The sequence below is a fragment of the Bradyrhizobium sp. HKCCYLRH2015 genome (genome assembly GCF_051168215.1).
Classification (GTDB): Bacteria; Pseudomonadota; Alphaproteobacteria; order Rhizobiales; family Xanthobacteraceae; genus Bradyrhizobium.
The window spans coordinates 1-17,382 of record NZ_JBNPUO010000010.1; the positions used below are offsets into that span (position 1 = coordinate 1).

The 17,382-nt window shown below is 65.9% G+C and carries 15 protein-coding genes; 6 read left to right on the forward strand and 9 right to left on the reverse strand.

Translation table 11 applies throughout. The annotated features are described in order from the left end of the window. The first annotated feature begins 234 nt into the window (after positions 1 to 234). The 3 genes from ACQR1H_RS25030 to ACQR1H_RS25040 all read left to right on the forward strand — a co-directional run bounded on the left by ACQR1H_RS25030 (position 235) and on the right by ACQR1H_RS25040 (position 2,684). Entirely contained in the window at positions 235 to 543 is a 309-nt protein-coding gene (locus tag ACQR1H_RS25030) for a DUF6460 domain-containing protein (RefSeq protein ID WP_315801566.1), read from the forward strand. Positions 544 to 555: 12 nt separating this feature from the next. Further along, positions 556 to 1,290 (forward strand): MBL fold metallo-hydrolase, encoded by a 735-nt coding sequence (locus ACQR1H_RS25035; protein ID WP_434848470.1) that lies wholly within the window; start codon positions 556 to 558, stop codon positions 1,288 to 1,290. Positions 1,291 to 1,397: 107 nt separating this feature from the next. Further along, complete coding sequence (locus ACQR1H_RS25040; protein WP_434908438.1) at positions 1,398 to 2,684, forward strand: MATE family efflux transporter; 1,287 nt, start codon at positions 1,398 to 1,400, stop codon at positions 2,682 to 2,684. 110 nt (positions 2,685 to 2,794) lie between these two features. Here the strand turns inward: ACQR1H_RS25040 and ACQR1H_RS25045 are convergent, their stop codons facing one another. Continuing rightward, complete coding sequence (locus ACQR1H_RS25045; RefSeq protein ID WP_434908350.1) at positions 2,795 to 3,889, reverse strand: quinone-dependent dihydroorotate dehydrogenase; 1,095 nt, start codon at positions 3,887 to 3,889, stop codon at positions 2,795 to 2,797. Beyond that, the gene (locus ACQR1H_RS25050; RefSeq protein WP_434908351.1) at positions 3,886 to 4,230 is read right to left on the reverse strand and encodes a DUF952 domain-containing protein; all 345 of its coding nucleotides are present in this window, start codon (positions 4,228 to 4,230) and stop codon (positions 3,886 to 3,888) included. The genes ACQR1H_RS25045 and ACQR1H_RS25050 overlap by 4 nt, the downstream gene beginning before the upstream one ends. A 254-nt stretch (positions 4,231 to 4,484) precedes the next feature. On the opposite strand from ACQR1H_RS25050, the gene ACQR1H_RS25055 reads away from it, so the two are divergent. Then, positions 4,485 to 5,246 carry a carbonic anhydrase gene (locus tag ACQR1H_RS25055; protein WP_434908352.1) on the forward strand — a complete coding sequence of 254 codons (762 nt, stop codon included), beginning with the start codon at positions 4,485 to 4,487 and terminating at the stop codon, positions 5,244 to 5,246. A 191-nt stretch (positions 5,247 to 5,437) separates the two neighbouring features. On the opposite strand, the gene ACQR1H_RS25060 is transcribed toward ACQR1H_RS25055, so the two are convergent. The 6 genes from ACQR1H_RS25060 to ACQR1H_RS25085 form a co-directional block, all read right to left on the reverse strand. After that, complete coding sequence (locus ACQR1H_RS25060) at positions 5,438 to 7,084, reverse strand: lysine--tRNA ligase (protein ID WP_434908353.1); 1,647 nt, start codon at positions 7,082 to 7,084, stop codon at positions 5,438 to 5,440. 183 nt (positions 7,085 to 7,267) lie between these two features. Continuing rightward, entirely contained in the window at positions 7,268 to 8,173 is a 906-nt protein-coding gene (locus tag ACQR1H_RS25065; protein WP_434882490.1) for a transporter substrate-binding domain-containing protein, read from the reverse strand. A 98-nt stretch (positions 8,174 to 8,271) separates the two neighbouring features. Continuing rightward, positions 8,272 to 8,865 carry an SCO family protein gene (locus tag ACQR1H_RS25070; protein ID WP_315801573.1) on the reverse strand — a complete coding sequence of 198 codons (594 nt, stop codon included), beginning with the start codon at positions 8,863 to 8,865 and terminating at the stop codon, positions 8,272 to 8,274. 21 nt (positions 8,866 to 8,886) lie between these two features. Beyond that, complete coding sequence (locus tag ACQR1H_RS25075) at positions 8,887 to 9,075, reverse strand: hypothetical protein (RefSeq protein ID WP_434908354.1); 189 nt, start codon at positions 9,073 to 9,075, stop codon at positions 8,887 to 8,889. 123 nt (positions 9,076 to 9,198) lie between these two features. After that, a complete protein-coding gene (locus tag ACQR1H_RS25080; RefSeq protein ID WP_315801575.1) occupies positions 9,199 to 9,723 on the reverse strand; it encodes a hypothetical protein in 525 nt (174 codons plus the stop codon). 705 nt (positions 9,724 to 10,428) lie between these two features. Continuing rightward, the gene (locus ACQR1H_RS25085; RefSeq protein WP_434908355.1) at positions 10,429 to 10,788 is read right to left on the reverse strand and encodes a hypothetical protein; all 360 of its coding nucleotides are present in this window, start codon (positions 10,786 to 10,788) and stop codon (positions 10,429 to 10,431) included. A gap of 165 nt (positions 10,789 to 10,953) precedes the next feature. On the opposite strand from ACQR1H_RS25085, the gene ACQR1H_RS25090 reads away from it, so the two are divergent. Further along, on the forward strand, positions 10,954 to 11,319 hold the full coding sequence (locus ACQR1H_RS25090; protein ID WP_434908356.1) for a nuclear transport factor 2 family protein: 366 nt from the start codon (positions 10,954 to 10,956) through the stop codon (positions 11,317 to 11,319). 174 nt (positions 11,320 to 11,493) lie between these two features. After that, a complete protein-coding gene (locus ACQR1H_RS25095) occupies positions 11,494 to 13,362 on the forward strand; it encodes an AMP-dependent synthetase/ligase (RefSeq protein WP_434908357.1) in 1,869 nt (622 codons plus the stop codon). Positions 13,363 to 13,473: 111 nt separating this feature from the next. On the opposite strand, the gene ACQR1H_RS25100 is transcribed toward ACQR1H_RS25095, so the two are convergent. After that, positions 13,474 to 16,854, reverse strand: a complete 3,381-nt coding sequence (locus ACQR1H_RS25100; RefSeq protein WP_434908358.1) for a hypothetical protein — start codon at positions 16,852 to 16,854, stop codon at positions 13,474 to 13,476. Between the last annotated feature and the right edge of the window lie 528 nt (positions 16,855 to 17,382).

Here is a 17,382-nt window from a genome sequence, read left to right on the forward strand (position 1 = left end):
CCAAAAACCCACAACAGTTGAGCCTCGCAATATGCGGAAGCTGAACCGGACAGCCGTGGGTCAAGCCCGGCCATGACAGCATTGAAATGCGCGGCGATCCGCAAATGTCCGGCAGCGCGGAGGAACATTAAATGCCGGCAACCGGCTTGCGGTGCTGAGCCGGGTTCCCCACCTGCCCTGCCGTGCCTTATAATCGGGCTCGCGAATCCGACGAACCCGCCTGGAGACGATGCCATGTCGAACGACGTCAGGGACTATCCGGCCCGCGCCCGCAGCTCGGATGGCCTGTACCGTTTTCTCGGCGGCTCGCCGCTGTCGGTGGCGTTCCGGCTTGTGCTGCTGTCGATCCTGGTCGGCGTGGTGCTGTCGGCCATCGGCTTCGATCCGCTGAACATCCTGCACAGCATCCGGCTGCTGTTCATCCGGCTGTACGAGCTCGGCTTCGACGCCTTCAACTGGCTGTGGCGCTACTTCCTGCTCGGCGCCGTCATCGTGATCCCGATCTGGTTCCTGTCGCGGCTGTTCGCTCCGCGCGGCCGCTGAGAGACGCAGCCGATGCAGCTCCGCTTCGTCGGCTGCGGTGACGCGTTCGGATCGGGCGGCAGGTCCAATACCTGCTTCCATCTGACGGGGGCGCGCACCAATCTTCTGATCGACTGCGGCGCCTCGTCGCTGCCGGCGCTGAAGCGGCTCGGCATCGCCTGCAACGCGATCGAACTGATCCTGATCACGCATTTCCACGGTGATCATTTCGCCGGCCTGCCGTTCCTGCTGCTCGATGCGCAGTTCTTACGGCGAACGACGCCGCTGGTGATCGCCGGCCCCGCCGGCATCGCGGCGCGGCTGACGCAGGTGATGGAAGCGCTGTTCGAGCATTCGTCGACGACGCCGCGCAAGTTCGAGCTGTCGGTGATCGAGCTGGTGCCCGAGGAGACGACGCGCTTCGGTGACATCAGCGTGACGCCGTTTGCGGTGGTGCACGGCAACTCCGGAGGGCCGTTTCTCGGCTACCGCATCGAGGCGGAAGGCAAGGTCGTCGCCTATACGGCCGACACCGAATGGACCGACAGCCTGATCCGGCTCGGCCGCGACGCCGACCTGCTGATCGCCGAGGCCTATACCTACGACAAGGCGGTGAAGAACCATCTCAGCCTCGCGACGCTGGAGGCGCATCTCGATGCTATCAGGCCGAAGCGGCTGGTGCTCACCCATATGAGCGACGACATGCTGGGCCGGCTGGACCGCATCGACCACGTGGCCGCGCATGACGGCATGAGTATCGACCTCTAGCCGGGAGACGCGAAAGGTCGCTAAGAACGGCAGAGACGCGCGTGTCGCGCGTTTCGCCAATCAAAGAGCCGTTCTTGACCGCTTCAGCCAAAGTCACGACTGCGCAGGTGTTCGACATCGCGGGCCCCGCGATGATCGCCAATCTGACCACGCCGCTGATCGGCATCGTCTCGACCACGGCGATCGGCAGGCTCGGTGAAGCGGCCATGCTCGGCGGCGTCGCCATGGCCTCGGTGATCTTCGACTGCCTGTTCTGGCTGTTCGCGTTCCTCCGCGCCAGCACGCTCGCCTTCACCGCGCAATCGCTCGGCGCCGGCGAGAGCGACGAGATCCTGATGGTCCTGATCCGCGGCCTCGTGCTGGCCGCGCTGATCGGCATTGGCCTGACCGCGCTGCAACTGCCGCTGGGCGCGATCATTTTCGACATCATGGGGGGCAGCGACGCCGTGCTGAGCGCGGCGCGCAGCTATTTCATCATCCGGATCTGGTCGGCGCCGCTGGCGCTCGCCAACTACGTGCTGCTCGGCTGGCTGGTCGGGCTCGCGCGTGCGCGGCTGGCGTTGGCCGTCCAGGTCGCGATCAACCTGATCAACATGGCCGCGACCATCCTGTTCGTCCAGGTGCTGCAGGCCGGCATCGCCGGCGCGGCGATCGCCGCCGTGATCGCGGAAACGGTCGGTGTCGCGATCGGCCTCGTGCTGGCGCGCCGATTGGTCAAGGCCGACGCCCGGATGTCGCGTGCGGCGCTGCTCGACCGCGCCAAGCTGATGCACATGATGGCCGTCAACCGCGACATCATGATCCGCACCGCGGCGATGATCGTGGCCTTCCTGTTCTTCACCTCGCAAGGCGCGCGCGCCGGCGACACGACGCTCGCCGCAAACGCGGTGCTGAACAATTTCCTGCTGGTGGCCGCCTTCTTCCTCGACGGGCTCGCCAATGCCGCCGAGCAGCTCTGCGGCTACGCGTTCGGCGCGCGCAACAAGGACGCCTTCGCCGGCGCCACGAGGCTGGTGCTGACCTGGGGCTTCGGCTTCGCGCTCGCGGTGGCCGCGATCTTCGCGCTGTTCGGGCCGGTGCTGATCGACGTGATGACGGCAAGCGATGCCGTGCGCCGTGCGGCGCGCGACTACCTGCCGTTCGTGGTGGCGTCGCCGCTGCTGTCGGTGTTCGCCTTCGCATTCGACGGCGTCTATATCGGCGCCACCTGGGCGCGCGACATGCGCAACCTCATGGTGGCGGCGCTGGTCGTCTTCCTCGGCACCTGGCTGGCGCTGCGCGGCTTCGGCAATACGGGCCTGTGGATCGCGATGCTGAGCTTCTACGCGGCGCGCGGCGGCTTCCAGGCCGCGCGCTATCCGGCGCTGTTGCGGGCGTCGTTCGGGAAATCATGAGGGTCGTAGGGCGGCGAAGCGCAGCGTGCCCGCCGCCTTCCTTGACGTGCAAATGGTGGGCACGCTGCGCTTTGCCCACCCTACATTCTTTGTCGACGATAGACCGCGCGCTAGACCGGCCAATCCTCGGCGGTGATCGTGGCGGCATCGGCGCCCACGATCTCCGACAGCGAATCGCGTCCCGTGCGCAGCAGGGTCGAGGTCAGGTCGGCCTTGATGCTCTCGACCAGGCCGAGGCCCTTGTAGACCAGCGAGGAATACAGCTGGATCAGGCTGGCGCCGGCGCGGATTTTCGTCAGCGCGGCGCCGCCGGTGTCGATGCCGCCGACGCCGATCAGCGGGAACGCGCCTTCGACGCGCACGAAGGTCTCGGCCACCATGCGGGTCGACAGCCGGAACAGCGGCCGCCCGGACAGGCCGCCCTGCTCCCTGGCGCGCAACTGCTCGCGCAGGGAGCTCGGCCGGGCGAGCGTCGTGTTCGACACGATCATGCCGTCGACGCCGCGCGAGCGGGCGACGTGGACGACGTCGTCGAGCTCGGCGAGGCTGAGATCGGGAGCGATCTTGAGCAGGACCGGCGTATCGCCGGATTTCCGCCTGACGCGGTCGCGCGCCTCGAGCACCTTGGACAGCAGATCGTCGAGCTGAGAAGCCTGCTGGAGATTGCGCAGGCCCGGCGTGTTGGGCGAGGAGATGTTGACAGTGAAATAGCTCGCCACCGGTGCGAAGGTCTCGATCAGCCGGACATAGTCGGCGACGCGGTCGGCCGAATCCTTGTTGGCCCCGACATTGACGCCGACGATGCCGCCCTGGTGGGCGCGCCCGGCCAGCCGCCGCAGCACGATCTCGGCGCCGTCATTGTTGAAGCCCATGCGGTTGATGACCGCCTCGTCGCGCTCCAGCCGGAACAGCCGCGGGCGCGGATTGCCGCTCTGCGGCCGAGGGGTCACCGAGCCAATCTCGACGAAGCCGAAGCCGAGCCGCAGCAGCGCGTCCGGCACCTCGGCGTTCTTGTCGAAGCCGGCGGCCATGCCGACCGGATTCGGGAAGTTCAGCCCGAAGGCGCGCACCGCGAGCTTGGCATCATCCGGTCGCGGCTTGATCGCCGGCAGCAGCTTCAGGCCCTGGATGGCGAGCCGGTGCGCATCCTCGGCGTCGAGCCAGCGGAGCAGCGGCAGCGAGAGCTGATCGAAGGCGCGGATCACGGCTTCAAGTCCGGAAGGTCGTGGCCGCCATCGGCACGGCTGTGCATCTGGTGAACGGCGGTGACGGCGCCGAGATCGAGCTCGCCATACAGATGCGGGAACAGCTCGTCGTTGCGCGAGCGCTCCCAGCGCAAGCCCGTTCCCAAAGCATCCGCCTCGACCTCGACCAGGAACAGCGCGCTCTGCCCGGAGAAATGCTTCCGCGCCGTCTCCGGCACCTGGGAGGCGGTCGAAAAATGGATGAACCCGTCCCGCAGATCGTCCGCGCTGCCGCGGTACACGCCCAGCCGCTCCGCCTCGCGCCAGGCCGAAGCTGAGCAGATTTTGTAGATTTTGGGCACCTTCGCGCGGTCCTGGCTTGAGCTTGAGTTTGCTGATGTTTTCGGGAGCGGCCGACCGTATCGGCAGGGGGCGGCGAACTCAAGCATCGTTTGCCCGGGACAGTTCAGCGGCTGACACGCTCAGGTTGCATCCGAGCGACGGCGAATTCGCGAGGGTGCAACCGGTTCCTCAGCAAGAGTTAACCTGATTCGGCTTTCCTGTTGCGCGCGATTCGCAGCCGATCATGCCCACGCTTGAACCTTTGGAGATTGTCATGGACCGCCGCCACGTCTTGAAGGCCCTGGCGGGGCTCGCCCTGTGCCCCGTCTGCGCCACCCCGGGCTTCGCCGCCGAGGGCGCCCCGCACTGGAGCTATGAGGGCGCGACCGGACCGGCCAAATGGGGTGATCTCGACGCGGCCAACAAGGTCTGCGGCGTCGGCACCCAGCAATCGCCCATCGACATCGAGCACTCGACCCGGGCCCAGCTGCCCGACTTCAGGCTGAACTGGGCCAGGACCGCCGACACCATCGTCAACAACGGCCACACCATCCAGCTCAACTTCGCCGATGGCAGCAGCACCATGAAGCTCGAGGGCACCACCTACAAGCTGCTGCAGATGCATTTCCATCGTCCGAGCGAGCACCAGATCGGCGGCAAGAACTATCCGATGGAGGCGCATTTCGTGCATCGCGCCGCCTCCGGCGGCCTCGCCGTCCTCGGCGTGCTCATGACCACCGGCCGCCCCAACGCCGCCTTCGCGCAGATCGTCGCGACGATGCCGGACAAGGAGGGTCCCGCGGTCAAGGCTGATCCGCGCATCAATCCCCACATGATGCTGCCAGCGCGCCGCTCCTATTATCGCTATGCCGGCTCGCTGACGACGCCGCCCTGCTCGGAGGTGGTCGAATGGCTGCTGCTGAGCGAGCCGGTCTCGGTCGCGGAAACCGACGTGGCGAAATTCGCAAAGCTGTATCCGATGAACGCCCGTCCGGTGCAGAAGCTCGACCGCCGCTTCGTGCTGCAAGGGGTGTAGTTCGCTCGCCGCGCGGCGGTGGAAAGCGCCGCCGCGCATTCCGCCGTCGTCCCCGCGAAAGCGGAACCCATACCGCGGAATCCTGATTGTTTGAGAAGATGGCGGAGACCCTCCGCCACATGTTGGCCGGTGGCTATAGGTCCCGGCTCAAGGCCGGGACGACACCTTTTGTGTCATGACCAGCGTTGGCCTCACGCGCTGCGTGCCAATGCCCCGTCGATCATCGCCACCGCATTGTTCAGGCCGTAGACCGCGACGAAGGAGCCGAAGCGCGGGCCCTTCTCCTGGCCGAGCAGCACCTGGTAGAGCATGTTGAACCAGTCGAGCGACACGCCCGGGCGGCCGTCCTTGCCCTTCTTGGCGTGGTCGAGGAACGGCTCGCGGCGGCCGATCTCGTAGACCACGTTCTGGATGTCCTCGGCCGTCGCCTCCGCCGGCAGGTTCGACAACGCGTCGCGCAGATCCTGCAGCGCCACGCGCTCGCCCTCGGTCGGCTCGCGGAACGTCTTGGTGGGCGCGACGAAGTCGCGATAGTAGTTGATCGCGTAGCCGACCATCGCATCGAGCTTGGGATGGGTTTGCGGCGTCACGCCTGGCCGGTAGCGGCCGATGAAGCCCCATAGGGTCTCGGCATTCTCGGCGTTCGACGACGACACCAAGGTCAGCAGCAGTTGGAAGGTGACGGGCATGTCGGCCTTCGGCGGCTTGCCGGAATGGATGTGCCAGACCGGATTGCCGAGCTGCTGCTTGGCGTCCTGCCTGGAGAAGCCCTCGAGGAATTGCTGGTAATCGTCGACGTTGCGCGGGATGACGTCGAAATACAGCCGCTTCGCGGCCTTGGGCTCGCGATACATGAACAGCGACAGCGATTCCGGCGAGGCATAGCGCAGCCATTCGTCGATGGTCAGGCCGTTGCCTTTCGACTTCGAGATCTTCTGGCCCTTCTCGTCGAGGAACAGCTCGTAGTTGAAGCCCTCCGGCGGCGTGCCGCCGAGCGCCGCGCAGATCTTGCCCGACAGCTTCACCGAATCGATCAGGTCCTTGCCGGCCATTTCATAGTCGACGCCGAGCGCATGCCAGCGCATCGCCCAGTCCGGCTTCCATTGCAGCTTGCAATGGCCGCCGGTGACTGGAACGGTCACGCGCTCCTTGGTCTCGGGATCGTCATAGGAGATCGTACCAGCCTTGGCGTCGTGCTCGACGATCGGCACGTACAGCACCAGCCCGGTGCGCGGGCAAATGGGGAGGAACGGCGAGTAGCTCGCCGCGCGCTCCTCGCGCAGGGACGGCAGCATGATCGCCATCACCTTCTCCAGCCGCTCCAGCATGCGCAACAGCGCCGCATCGAACTTGCCGGAGGTGTAGTACTCGGTCGAGGAGGCGAATTCGTAGTCGAAGCCGAACCGGTCGAGGAAGGCGCGCAGCCGGGCATTGTTGTGCGCGGCGAACGAGGGATACTCGTTGGAGAACGGATCGGGGATGCGCGACAGCGGCTTGCCGAGATGCGTGGCCAGTATCTCCTTGTTCGGCACGTTGTCCGGCACCTTGCGCAGGCCGTCCATGTCGTCGGAGAACGCGATCAGGCGGGTCTTGATCTTGTCCTCGGTCAGCACGCGGAAGGCGTGGCGCACCATGGTGGTGCGCGCGACCTCGCCGAAGGTGCCGATGTGCGGCAGGCCGGACGGGCCGTAGCCGGTCTCGAACAGCACCTCGTCCTTCGGGGTCTTCTTCAGCCGGTTGACGATCGCCTTCGCCTGCTCGAACGGCCAGGCGTTGGAGTTTTCGGCAAGCGCGCGCAGGTCGCTCGGGCTGGTCGGGACGAGATCGATCGTGGACATCTGAAGTACCGGTTTCGAAGGAGCAAAAAACTAACACAGGGCGTCATCGCGAGCGAAGCGAAGCGATCCAGCCGTCACAAGGCTTCTGGATTGCTTCGTCGCTCCGCTCCTCGCAATGACGGTGGATGCGCAGCGACGGCGGGCCGGGCGCATGACGCCTTCGCCCACCCGGCAGGTGAAACTCTAGAACGGGCTGATCGAGAAGTAGCGCAGCCACAGATCGGTGTAGCGGCCTTTTTCCCAGACCCGGAACAGCGCCCAGTTCAGCGCCTGGCGCAGGAGGTCGTTGCCCTTGCGCACGGCGATGCCGACGCCCTCGCCGAAATAGCGGCTTTCGACGAAAGGTCCACCGGAAAAGGCGCAGCAATCGCCGGAATCGGTGCCATTGACCCAGAACGCCAGCGAGATTCCGTCACCGAAGATCAGGTCGACCTCGGCCCGGCGCAGCGCCTGCCGCAGCGCCTCGTCGTTCGGATAGGTCTTGATCTCGGCGTCGGTGAACATCGCCTTGAGGTAGGCCTCGTGCGCGGTGCCGGCGACGGCACCGATCTTCTTGCCCTCGAGAAATTCGGGGCGGATCTCGGTCATGACGGCGTCGCGGCGGGACACGAAACGCGCGGGCGCGCGGTAATACGGATCGGAGAAGTCGGCCCGCGCCCGCATCTGCGGCGTCACCGCGATCGAGGCGATGATCGCATCGCCCCGGTTGGACGACAGCGCGTCGAGCAGGGTTTCGAACCGGCGCATCTGGACGGTGCAGGTGACCTTGATCTCGTCGCAGATCGCCCTGGCAAGATCGACGTTGAAGCCGGCCGGATTGCCGTCCGGGCCGGTGAAGTTGAACGGCGGATAGTCGGTCTCGGTCAGGAACCGAATCACGGTGAGGCGCGACAGATCGGGCCGCTCCGGCCGGCGGCGCGGATCCCAGAAACCAGGGACGGCCTGCGGCGCCGCCTCGACGACCGGCCTCACCGGCGCTTGCGCGCGCACCTCGGAACCGGCCGCGGCGAGGCCGAAGCACAGCAACGCGCCAGCGGCGGCGCGGGCGAGACGGGTCGATTTCACGGGCTTTGACAAGACGGTCGGCATCAGCGGTCCCGATGGTCACCGCCTTATAAAGCATCCCAGCGCAAATTCGAGGCTGGATTCGGCCGGGAGGCAGCCGCCCGGCTGGAGCGTTAACGCGCTCAGAGGTATTTCTTGAGATCCGCCGCAGCTTCCTCGGGCGTCCGCTTCAGGTTGAACGGCGCGACGAACCGGCCATTGCGGTCCATCAGATACACCAAAGCAGTGTGGTCCATGGTGTAGTCGCCGTCCTTCAGCGGAACCTTCTTGGCATAGACGCGGTATTCGGTGAGAACCTTCGCCAGCACCTCGGGATCGCCCGTCAGGCCCTTGAGATGCGGGTCGAAGCTCGAGAGGTAATCCTTCATCGCGGCCGGATTGTCGCGCTCCGGGTCGACCGAGACGAAATAGGCGTTGACGCTGTCGGCATCCTTGCCCATCGCGCGTAGCACCTCGGAGATCTCGAACAGCGAGGTCGGGCAGACGTCAGGGCAATGGGTGAAGCCGAAGAAGATCAGGGTCGGCCGCCCCTCCAGGCTCTTCTCGGTGACGACCGCACCGCTCTGGTCGGTCAACTGGAACGGGCCGCCGATCGCCGCTGGCGCCGCGATGTTGCGTCCGCCGCCCATGACGAGGAACATCAGCGACAGCCCGATCACCAGGCTGGCGGCGAAGGCTCCGACGATCACCAGCGGACGGGTGATATTGGACGGCATTGCGCGCTCCTTCACTGTCTCTCAGAAGCAGGCCTGCAAGCCGGCCGCGAGGGTCTCGAAGAACACCGCGGTCCCGTACTGCGCCCACATCGTCACGGCCCCGAGGACGAGCCCGATCGCCGCGAGCCCCGCCGCGATAGCCGGCACAGAGGCGGGACGCCGGGCTTGCGACACGGACGGTATCTCTTGCGGCGCTGAAAGAGGCTGCATGATGGCGTACTCATCGGCCGGAGCCGACCACGCGGCCCGCCCCTCAGACTCCAGATAAGCCCCGCAACCGGTCCAGGCAAGCGCCGCAGTCGGGCGGCCGATCAGCCCAAATGCCAGCGGTTATCAATGGGAGGCGGAGGCCTTGGCCGCGGCCGGAGAGATGGCCGGCGCATTGGGCGCGACATGCGAGGACGAGGGCGAGGATGCCTGGGCATCCATGTAGCAGGGCTTGTACATCGCCTGCAGCTCCTTGCCCTTCAGGAAGATCATCCGGGGCGTCAGGCCGCCGCGCTGGGTGATCCAGCGGCGGATCGGCGACGGGTACATCGAGTACAGCATCTGGGTCGCCTCGGGATTGGTGACGGCCCGGCCGTTGGCGCCGAAATCCCAGGCGGCGTGGAAACCGAGATTGGCATGCGAGGTGACGCAGATCTTCTCGTGCGGGATGGCGCCGAGCACGATGGTGCAGGCCGATGCGCAGAGCCCGTCGATGATCACGTACTCCCCGGAAGACCGCAGGCCCTGGTACTTGTCGACATAGGTTCCGATCCGGCCGCCGCGGTCATCGGCGATCCGGACCACGGCCTGGCTGGCGCCGACCCCCGACAGCAACAGAACGACCGCAAGCAATCCCGTCCAGAATTTCATGTCGAGCCCCAGTGCAACCCGGCGAAACCGATCTGACCGACTTTGGCACGCTTCGTGTGATGCGCTTCTTGTGATGCTTGGACTGCGGTGGACCTTGCAATCACGACCCCATCCGCAGAACCGGAACGCGAAGGCCAAATCCAAATCGCACATGCAGCGTGTTTCGAGATCGTGTTTTTGTCCAGGAGAGCGCAGCGACCAAAGCCAAATTCACCGCGAGTGTTGCAAGCCCGCTGCACCAATGAGTCGCTACCACCGAAAATGGCCGAACGCTGGTTCCGGACATGGCGGTCGCGCCACGAGCAAGGCGGAGGCCCGGCATGATTCGCCCATCGGCGCGGCAGCGGCGTCACGGCGGCACGACCGGCACTCCGGAGAAACCCGGGGGCCGCGCTTTCGCACGACACACCCCAATCAGGGCGGGAGGCGAATCCCGCGGATCGCCGGCCCAGCGGCGCTGGTGCGGTCCCGATGGCGGGTGAGGGCTCGCGCGGGCATGGCGTCATGCGACGACGTCAGGAGAGGCCGTCGACGCAATCACAAGTTTGTGCCGTCCGCTCCTGGCCCTGCGCCGCAATGACTGCGGTGGGGTCAGGCGGCACCGCGCCGTCTGATCGGGAGGAGATGAAGCGAGGTCGCGCCGACACCGCGCCAGCAGCCGGGAGACGATCGGCCTCCCGACGCTCACGGCCCCGGCGGATCGAACTAATTATCGGGCAGCCGAATCCGCGCACCGAAGGTGACGAGCGGCGCATCGGCGGCGCCGAGCTCGATCTGCCGCTCCGGCACCTCCTGATAGCTGCCGTCTTCAATCTTTCTTAACTCATATTGCCAGACCGTTAACGTCTCGCCGCGCGCCAGCGCATCGCGGATGCGGCTGGCGCCGCGTCCCGGCAGCTTGATCAGGTCGTCGCGCATCATGCCGATCATCGTCGGGCTCTCGCCGCGATGCAGCTCGAAGAACACCATGCGATTGGGCTTGTCCTGCGGCTTGAGCACGGTATCCGCCGTGAACAGCACCAGACAGATCGCGACGGCAATCCACTTCCAAGTGTCGGACATCATGAGACGCATTCCCCGCACCGCCGCTGCGCGTGGCGTAGTCCTCGCGCAAACAGGCGGCAACTTACAGTTCTGTCATTCCGGATGAGATGACGTTCGACGTAATCGATTCGCTGCGCGCCGGGCGCGATGATGGGCTCCTCATCGTTCACAACATGGAGAGCACCGATGACCAATCCGACCGAGATCGCCGAGATCTACATCGCGCTGTGGAACGAACGCGACGCCGCGCGGCGCGGCGCATTGCTCGCACGTCACTGGACCGCGGATGCGCTCTATATCGACCCGATGATGCGCGGCGAAGGACGCGAGGCGGTGGATGGCCTGGTCGCGGGCGTGCAGCAGCGCTTTCCCGACTTCCGCTTTCGCCTCGTCGGTGCTGCGGACGGCCACGGTCCTCATCTGCGGTTTTCCTGGGAGCTCGGCCCCGAGAATGCGGAAGCCCCGATCCAGGGCACGGATTTCGTCGAACTGGCCGACGGCCGCATCCAGCGCGTCACCGGATTTCTCGACAAGGTCCCGCAGGGCGCCTGATGGACGCTCCGACCGGTCCGGCGTCCGCTGCGGTGCCGGCCTGCCGCGATGGCCGGGCTCCCATGCGCGGATGCGCGACCTGCCTTGCGATGATTGCGCTACGTCAACGTCGGACGCGATCCGCCGCTGCAGAGCTTCTGCTCGCAACGGAGTCCAGGATCGCCGGAGACGGGCGTGCAGCAATCAAATCCCATCGATGATCACGCCATGGCGGCCGGCACGCTGGCCGCCATCACCACCCTGCCCGAGCTTTGGCGCTGGCGCGTCGCACAGAGCCCGGACAAGCCGGCCTACCGCCATTTCGACGCGCGAGGCGGCCGATGGGCGAGCTTCAGCTGGCGCGAGATCGATCTCGTCGTCGCCCGCTGGCGGCGGGCGCTTGCGGCCGAGGGCTTCGACCGGGGCGAGCGTATCGCCATCCTGATGCCGAACGGGATCGCGCATCTCGCGATGGACCAGGCGGCGCTGTCGCTCGGCCTGGTGCCGGTGCCGATGCACGCCGTCGATAACGCCGACAGCATCGCCTACATCCTCGCCGATTCCGGCGCCCGGCTGCTGCTGGTCGATTCGGACGCCCGCTGGGAGGAGATCGCGGCGGTCCGCGAGGCCCTGCCCGAGCTGCGGCGCATCGTCTGCGCCGACCGACAACCGGCTGGCCCGACCGGCGATCCGCGCCTCGTCGATCTGGACGCGTGGTTGAACGCAGCCAGCAACGCCGCGCCTTCCGGCGCCCAGGCCGCCATCGCGCCGCACGACCTCGCCGCCATCGTCTACACCTCCGGCACGACGGGCCGGCCCAAGGGCGTGATGCTGTCGCACGACAACGTCGTCTCCAACCTCAAGGCGATTCATCAATGGCTCGCGGCCGACACCGACGACGTGTTCCTGTCGTTCCTGCCGCTGTCGCACACGTTCGAGCGCACCGCGGGCTATTATTACCCGATCGCCATCGGCGCCTGCGTCGCCTATGCGCGGTCGGTGAAACAATTGTCCGAAGATCTGGTGGAGGTCCGTCCGACCATCCTGATCTCGGTGCCGCGCATCTATGAGCGCATCTACTCGCTGGTCATGCATCATCGCGGGACCGCAAACCCGCTCGAACGGGCGCTGCTCGACCTGACGATCGCGATCGGCGGCCGTCGCTTCGATGCGCAGCATGGGCGCGAAACGAGCCTGTCAGCGTTCGACCGTATCGCGTGGCCGCTGCTGCAGCGCCTGGTCGCCGCCAAGGTGCTGGCCCGGTTCGGCGGACGGCTGCGGGTCGCCGTCAGCGGCGGCGCGCCGATCGCCGAGCCGGTGGTGCGGCTGTTCCTGGCGCTCGGGCTCGAGGTGCTGCAGGGCTACGGCATGACCGAGACCTCGCCCGTCGTCAGCGTCAACACGCCCGACGACAACGACCCGCGCACCGTCGGTCGCGCCCTGCCCGGCATCGAGGTGCGCATCGGCGACAATGACGAACTGATGGTGCGCGGCCCGAACGTGATGCTCGGCTACTGGCGCCGGCCGGAGGAAACCGCGCGGATCAAGGAAGCGGACGGCTGGCTGCACACCGGCGACCAGGCCCGCATCGATGCGGGACGCATCACCATCACCGGTCGGATCAAGGACATCCTCGTCACCTCGACCGGCGAGAAGATCGCGCCTGCCGATCTCGAGACCGCGATCCTGACCGATCCGCTGTTCGAGCAGGCAATCGTGATCGGCGAGAACCGGCCGTTCCTGGCCGCGATCGTCGTGCTCAATGCCAAGGGCTGGGCCGAGCAGCAGGCGCGGCTCGCGGCGCACGGCCAGCGCGGCACCGAGGCCGAGGCGGCATCGCTGCTGCGGCACATCGCCCGCGCCGTGAAGGCCTATCCCTCCTACGCGACGCCGAAAGCCGTGCATTGGACCTTGGAGCCGTGGACCATACAGGAAGGCCTGATCACGCCGACCTTGAAGAACAAGCGCCCGGCGATCGAGCGTGCTTTCGCGACGGAGATCGAGGCGATCTATGCGAAGCGGGTGGCGCCACAGACTGCCGTTTCAGGCTCAGCCCGCGGCTGACCCGCTCGCATCCCTGGTCTCGCGCCGAGGGCATGCTGGCGAGGGCACGCCGGCGAGGTCCGTGCGCCGGCCTCGGCGAACCTTACCTGGCCGAAACCGCCAGCGATCCGATTAACCGGAAGGCGCTGCGACGGCGATGCGGAACGGGTTGCTCGGATCGATGGTCAGGGCTCCCTTCGGATCTGATTTGATCGCCCACGACACCGCCCCCTCCGCACTGGTCGAAGCAATGATCTCGGCGGTGTAGTACGGCTGGACCGTCGCTTGGGGGAAGTAGCTGGCCGAACTGGTCCAGACGCCTACGAAGAGCTCGACGCTCGTGTTCGCCGGCGGCGCGTAGAACGCGGTGGGCGTGCCGACCGAGCTGGTTGCGGCGTAGTATTGTCTCGCACGCGCCACGGTCGTGCCCGCCGGCACTCCTGTCCCGGTGACCGCTTGGCCCGCAACGACGCACGAGGGGTCAGCGAGGGTGACGGCGGCCTCGTCTTGGATCAGCGTCGCGGTCGTCGTGCTGACGAAGGTCACCGCGACCGCCGTGCCGGAAGACGTCGGAGGCCAATTGATGGTGACGCCCGATGCATTGACGTCGGTTACCACGGTGCCGGTCGCGATTCCCTGTCCGGATACGGACTGACCGATCTGGACGAGCGACGGGTCTGCGACGTTGAAGATCGCCGTTATTCCTTCGAACAGATCGCCTGTGGTCGTGCTGGTGAAGGTCAGCAACGCGTCGCCATTTTGGGTCGCGTTGGCGCTCAAAGTGATCCCGGTCGACTGAACCACGGCGCGCACGAGAGGATTGCCGGGGCCCAACACGCCCGGACTTTCCTGGCTCGGGAGCAGGACGAAGAAATTGCGTGCCGGATCGGCCACCGACGATGCACAGGCGAGTTGCATGGCGCCAGTGCCGTTGGGCCCCCCCACCCACGATACGGCGAGAGGGCTCTTCGAATCGCGCAGCGGAGCCGAGCCGGCGCCGCCCGCGCTGGTGAAGTCCTGCGCGTAGAGGATGCCGAAATATTTCGAGAAGTCGGTCGCGAAATCGCTCGCAGTCCACGTTCCGTCGGAGAAATCGAGCCACAGGGCATCGTCGCTCTGCAGGTCGAAATCCGACGTGTCCTTGCCGGACTTGAAAGGGATGAGCGGGTACCAGCCGATCGTCTGCACGAAGGCCGCCACGTTGGTGAAGTCAGAACCGGGAGGGGGACCCGACCACCCGACGCCGGACTGCATCGTGGCAAACGTCAGCGCGACGCCCGTCCCGCTCGCGGCGGCGGCCTGGGTCAGCGTGACCATGGTGTCGTTGACGCTGACCACGCTCGTCCCATTCTGTATCCCTTGACCGGAGACGGACTGGCCCGGGAGGGCAATCGAGGGATTGGCGACATTGGTGATGATCGTCGAACCTTGGGTCAGATCACCGGTCGTCGTCGCGTCGAACAATGTGGTGAAGGTCAGCGGCGCTCCCGAACTGCTCGCGCTGGCGTTGGCGCTCATGATCACATCGGGCGGCGCGACGCCTGTCACCGTCGTCCCCTCCGGGACGCCTGCCCCCGAGACCTGCTGGCCGACGAAGATTCCCTGCGCCGCAGCGATGTTGGAGATCGTCGGCGATCCGGTCGCGAGGTCGCCTGTCGTCGTGACCGTGGCGGTCGGCACGAATTGCAGCGGGACCCCCGTGCCGCTCGTCGTGGCGGCGAGGCTCATCGTCACAATACTTCCGTTGACGCCCGTCACCGTCGCTCCCGCCGGCACTCCCGCCCCGGAGACGACTTGGCTGGCGAAAATCCCCGATGGATCGGAAACGGTGACGGCCGTCGAATTTGCGGTGAGGCTGCCTGTCGTCTCGACCGGAGGGTTTGGTCCCGCACCGGCAGCCATGAAGGCGACGTAGTTGGCGAGATTTATCGTGACGTTCCCCACCGGCATGTTCATTTCGCTGCTGATCCACGGGATCTCCGCGCCCGGCGCCTGTGGTCCGGACTTGGCGACAGACGGGAAATCAGTGCGGTCGAACACCGCGACCGGGGTGGCATTGGAGATGTCGCGGCCGCCGTTCGGCGCGTCGATGTACTGCGCCACACGCGTCGGCGTCCACGCGATGGTGTACGTATGAAACTCGCTGTAAGGCGCGAAGTTTCCAGACGTGTCGAACAGATACGCCTCGTTGTTGAGCACCGCCGAGGTGAAGGAGTTCGGATCGCTCGTGCCGGGTATGGGGCTCACCCGGAGTATTCCGGTGTGCGTGACGTCGGGCCATCCGGTGAAATCGACGGTATTCGAGGCTTGGCCGGCAGGGCTCCGCCAGTAGTTGAGCGCCACGGCATTGGTCATGTCGAGGTCGGATGGAGCCGCGAGCGACGTCAGCGGATATTTCCAGGTCGTCGCGTCAGGCCAGATCAAATTGGGCCCGGTCTGGTCGACGAGCAGCTTCCACCAGGTCGACCCGCGCGCCGGCGCGTGCAGGGGTTGGAAGACGGAGACATTGAATGCGGTCTCCTCGTTGCCACCGGGACCGCTGAGGCCGGCGATCACGCTTCCGAGCGTGCCCTTCGGCGTCAGATCACTTGTATCGATGATCAGCACGTCTTTGACTGGCTGGCTACCGGCGAGGCCAACCGACCAAACGTTCATGGGGGTGAACTGGAAGGTCTGGCCTGATACGGGCGCGCTGGCGGCTTGGCTCAGCGTGACGATCGACGTCGATTGGTCGACCTCGGTGATGAAGGTCCCTTCGGGAAGGAGACCGGGATTACCCACGGCGGAGACCGCCTCGCCGCCCGAAAGCTGTCCGATCAGGCCAACCGTGGTGATATCGATCTGATTGAGCTGGCCGCTGTTGATGTTTCCCGAACCGCCCGACGCCGCGACGGTGACCGTGACCGGCCCTGCGCCGAACAAGCCGGTGCCGCTGTTGAGTTTGTTGAGCGCTGTCTGCAGGTCGCCGGAACTGATATTGTAAGCAAGATCACCGGTCTTGGCGCCAGTCGTGCCGTCCTCCAGGACGAACGTTCCGCCGCTGGGCGGAGCGCCCGGCGCGCCCATCCACGTATTGTAGTAGGCCCACATCTGCTGCGCGATGGCCTCATCGGTCCGCGTGAAGCCGAGTGTCCAAGAGGTCGCGGCCGGATCGAGTGTCTGCGAACGCGGATCTCCCAGAGCGACGGTTGCGCCGAAGGTTTGCAGGTCATTCGGTTTTGGCAGCCCGCCCGCGAAGGTGGCGTAGGCCGCCTGGGTCGCCTGGGTGAAGGGGACGAACTCGAAATCGACCTCGTTCCAATTCCAGTTCTGCGCTACGTCGGGCGATTGCGCCGCCGAGGGCGCGTTGGAGTAGAGCCAGAATGCCGAGCAGACGGGACCTGGTGCCGCCTGCATCCTGCAAATGAACAGACCGTAACCGAAGCTGCGGTTGGACTGCATCTGCGCGGAAAGATAGTCGCCGTATCGGGAATAGTTATCGACTCCCGTCGATGAGACAGGCTGCTCTGCCACTGGACGTTCCCCTTGCCGAAACGAAGATGTCGGGGCCGATCCGGCCCCTTAACAATCCATGATTGGGTTTAATCTATGATTGTAATGAAAATACATACACGTGAAACTTGTGCCATCAGGACTTTCTAGTCAATTGAAATACACCTTAAAGGTGTATTCGATGGCAGTTTTTCGAGGATGAGAGGCGTGATCATGTCCCAGCTGCATCTTGGCAACCGGACGATCTTCAGAACCGCTCCTCCGGCCGGCCGCCGTGTCGTCAGCCGCGCAGGTTGAGGAAGCCAGGGCCGCAACGACGCTCCGGCGCGCGCACGGTCCCTGCCCGTCAGTCGATCGCGACAGCCAAAAGATCTGCACCTGCCGCGACGCCCATCTTCACGATCTCCCGCGAACGTCGGGTTGGTGTCAGGTTCGAGACCGCGCGGTCCTGATCGATTTGCAGCGAAAGTGCGGAGCGGCAGGGGAGGTCCGCCCTCCACCGGGCGCGCGCAACGCATACCGTCCTGACGCCGCAGCTGCACCTCATCG

Coding starts and splice junctions, on each gene's coding strand:
- ACQR1H_RS25075 (WP_434908354.1), bottom strand. CDS start 9,075: ATGCAGCCTCTTTCAGCGCCGCAAGAGATACCGTCCGTGTCGCAAGCC.
- ACQR1H_RS25065 (WP_434882490.1), bottom strand. CDS start 8,173: ATGCCGACCGTCTTGTCAAAGCCCGTGAAATCGACCCGTCTCGCCCGC.
- ACQR1H_RS25055 (WP_434908352.1), top strand. CDS start 4,485: ATGGACCGCCGCCACGTCTTGAAGGCCCTGGCGGGGCTCGCCCTGTGC.
- ACQR1H_RS25080 (WP_315801575.1), bottom strand. CDS start 9,723: ATGAAATTCTGGACGGGATTGCTTGCGGTCGTTCTGTTGCTGTCGGGG.
- ACQR1H_RS25035 (WP_434848470.1), top strand. CDS start 556: ATGCAGCTCCGCTTCGTCGGCTGCGGTGACGCGTTCGGATCGGGCGGC.
- ACQR1H_RS25060 (WP_434908353.1), bottom strand. CDS start 7,084: ATGTCCACGATCGATCTCGTCCCGACCAGCCCGAGCGACCTGCGCGCG.
- ACQR1H_RS25085 (WP_434908355.1), bottom strand. CDS start 10,788: ATGATGTCCGACACTTGGAAGTGGATTGCCGTCGCGATCTGTCTGGTG.
- ACQR1H_RS25030 (WP_315801566.1), top strand. CDS start 235: ATGTCGAACGACGTCAGGGACTATCCGGCCCGCGCCCGCAGCTCGGAT.
- ACQR1H_RS25090 (WP_434908356.1), top strand. CDS start 10,954: ATGACCAATCCGACCGAGATCGCCGAGATCTACATCGCGCTGTGGAAC.
- ACQR1H_RS25070 (WP_315801573.1), bottom strand. CDS start 8,865: ATGCCGTCCAATATCACCCGTCCGCTGGTGATCGTCGGAGCCTTCGCC.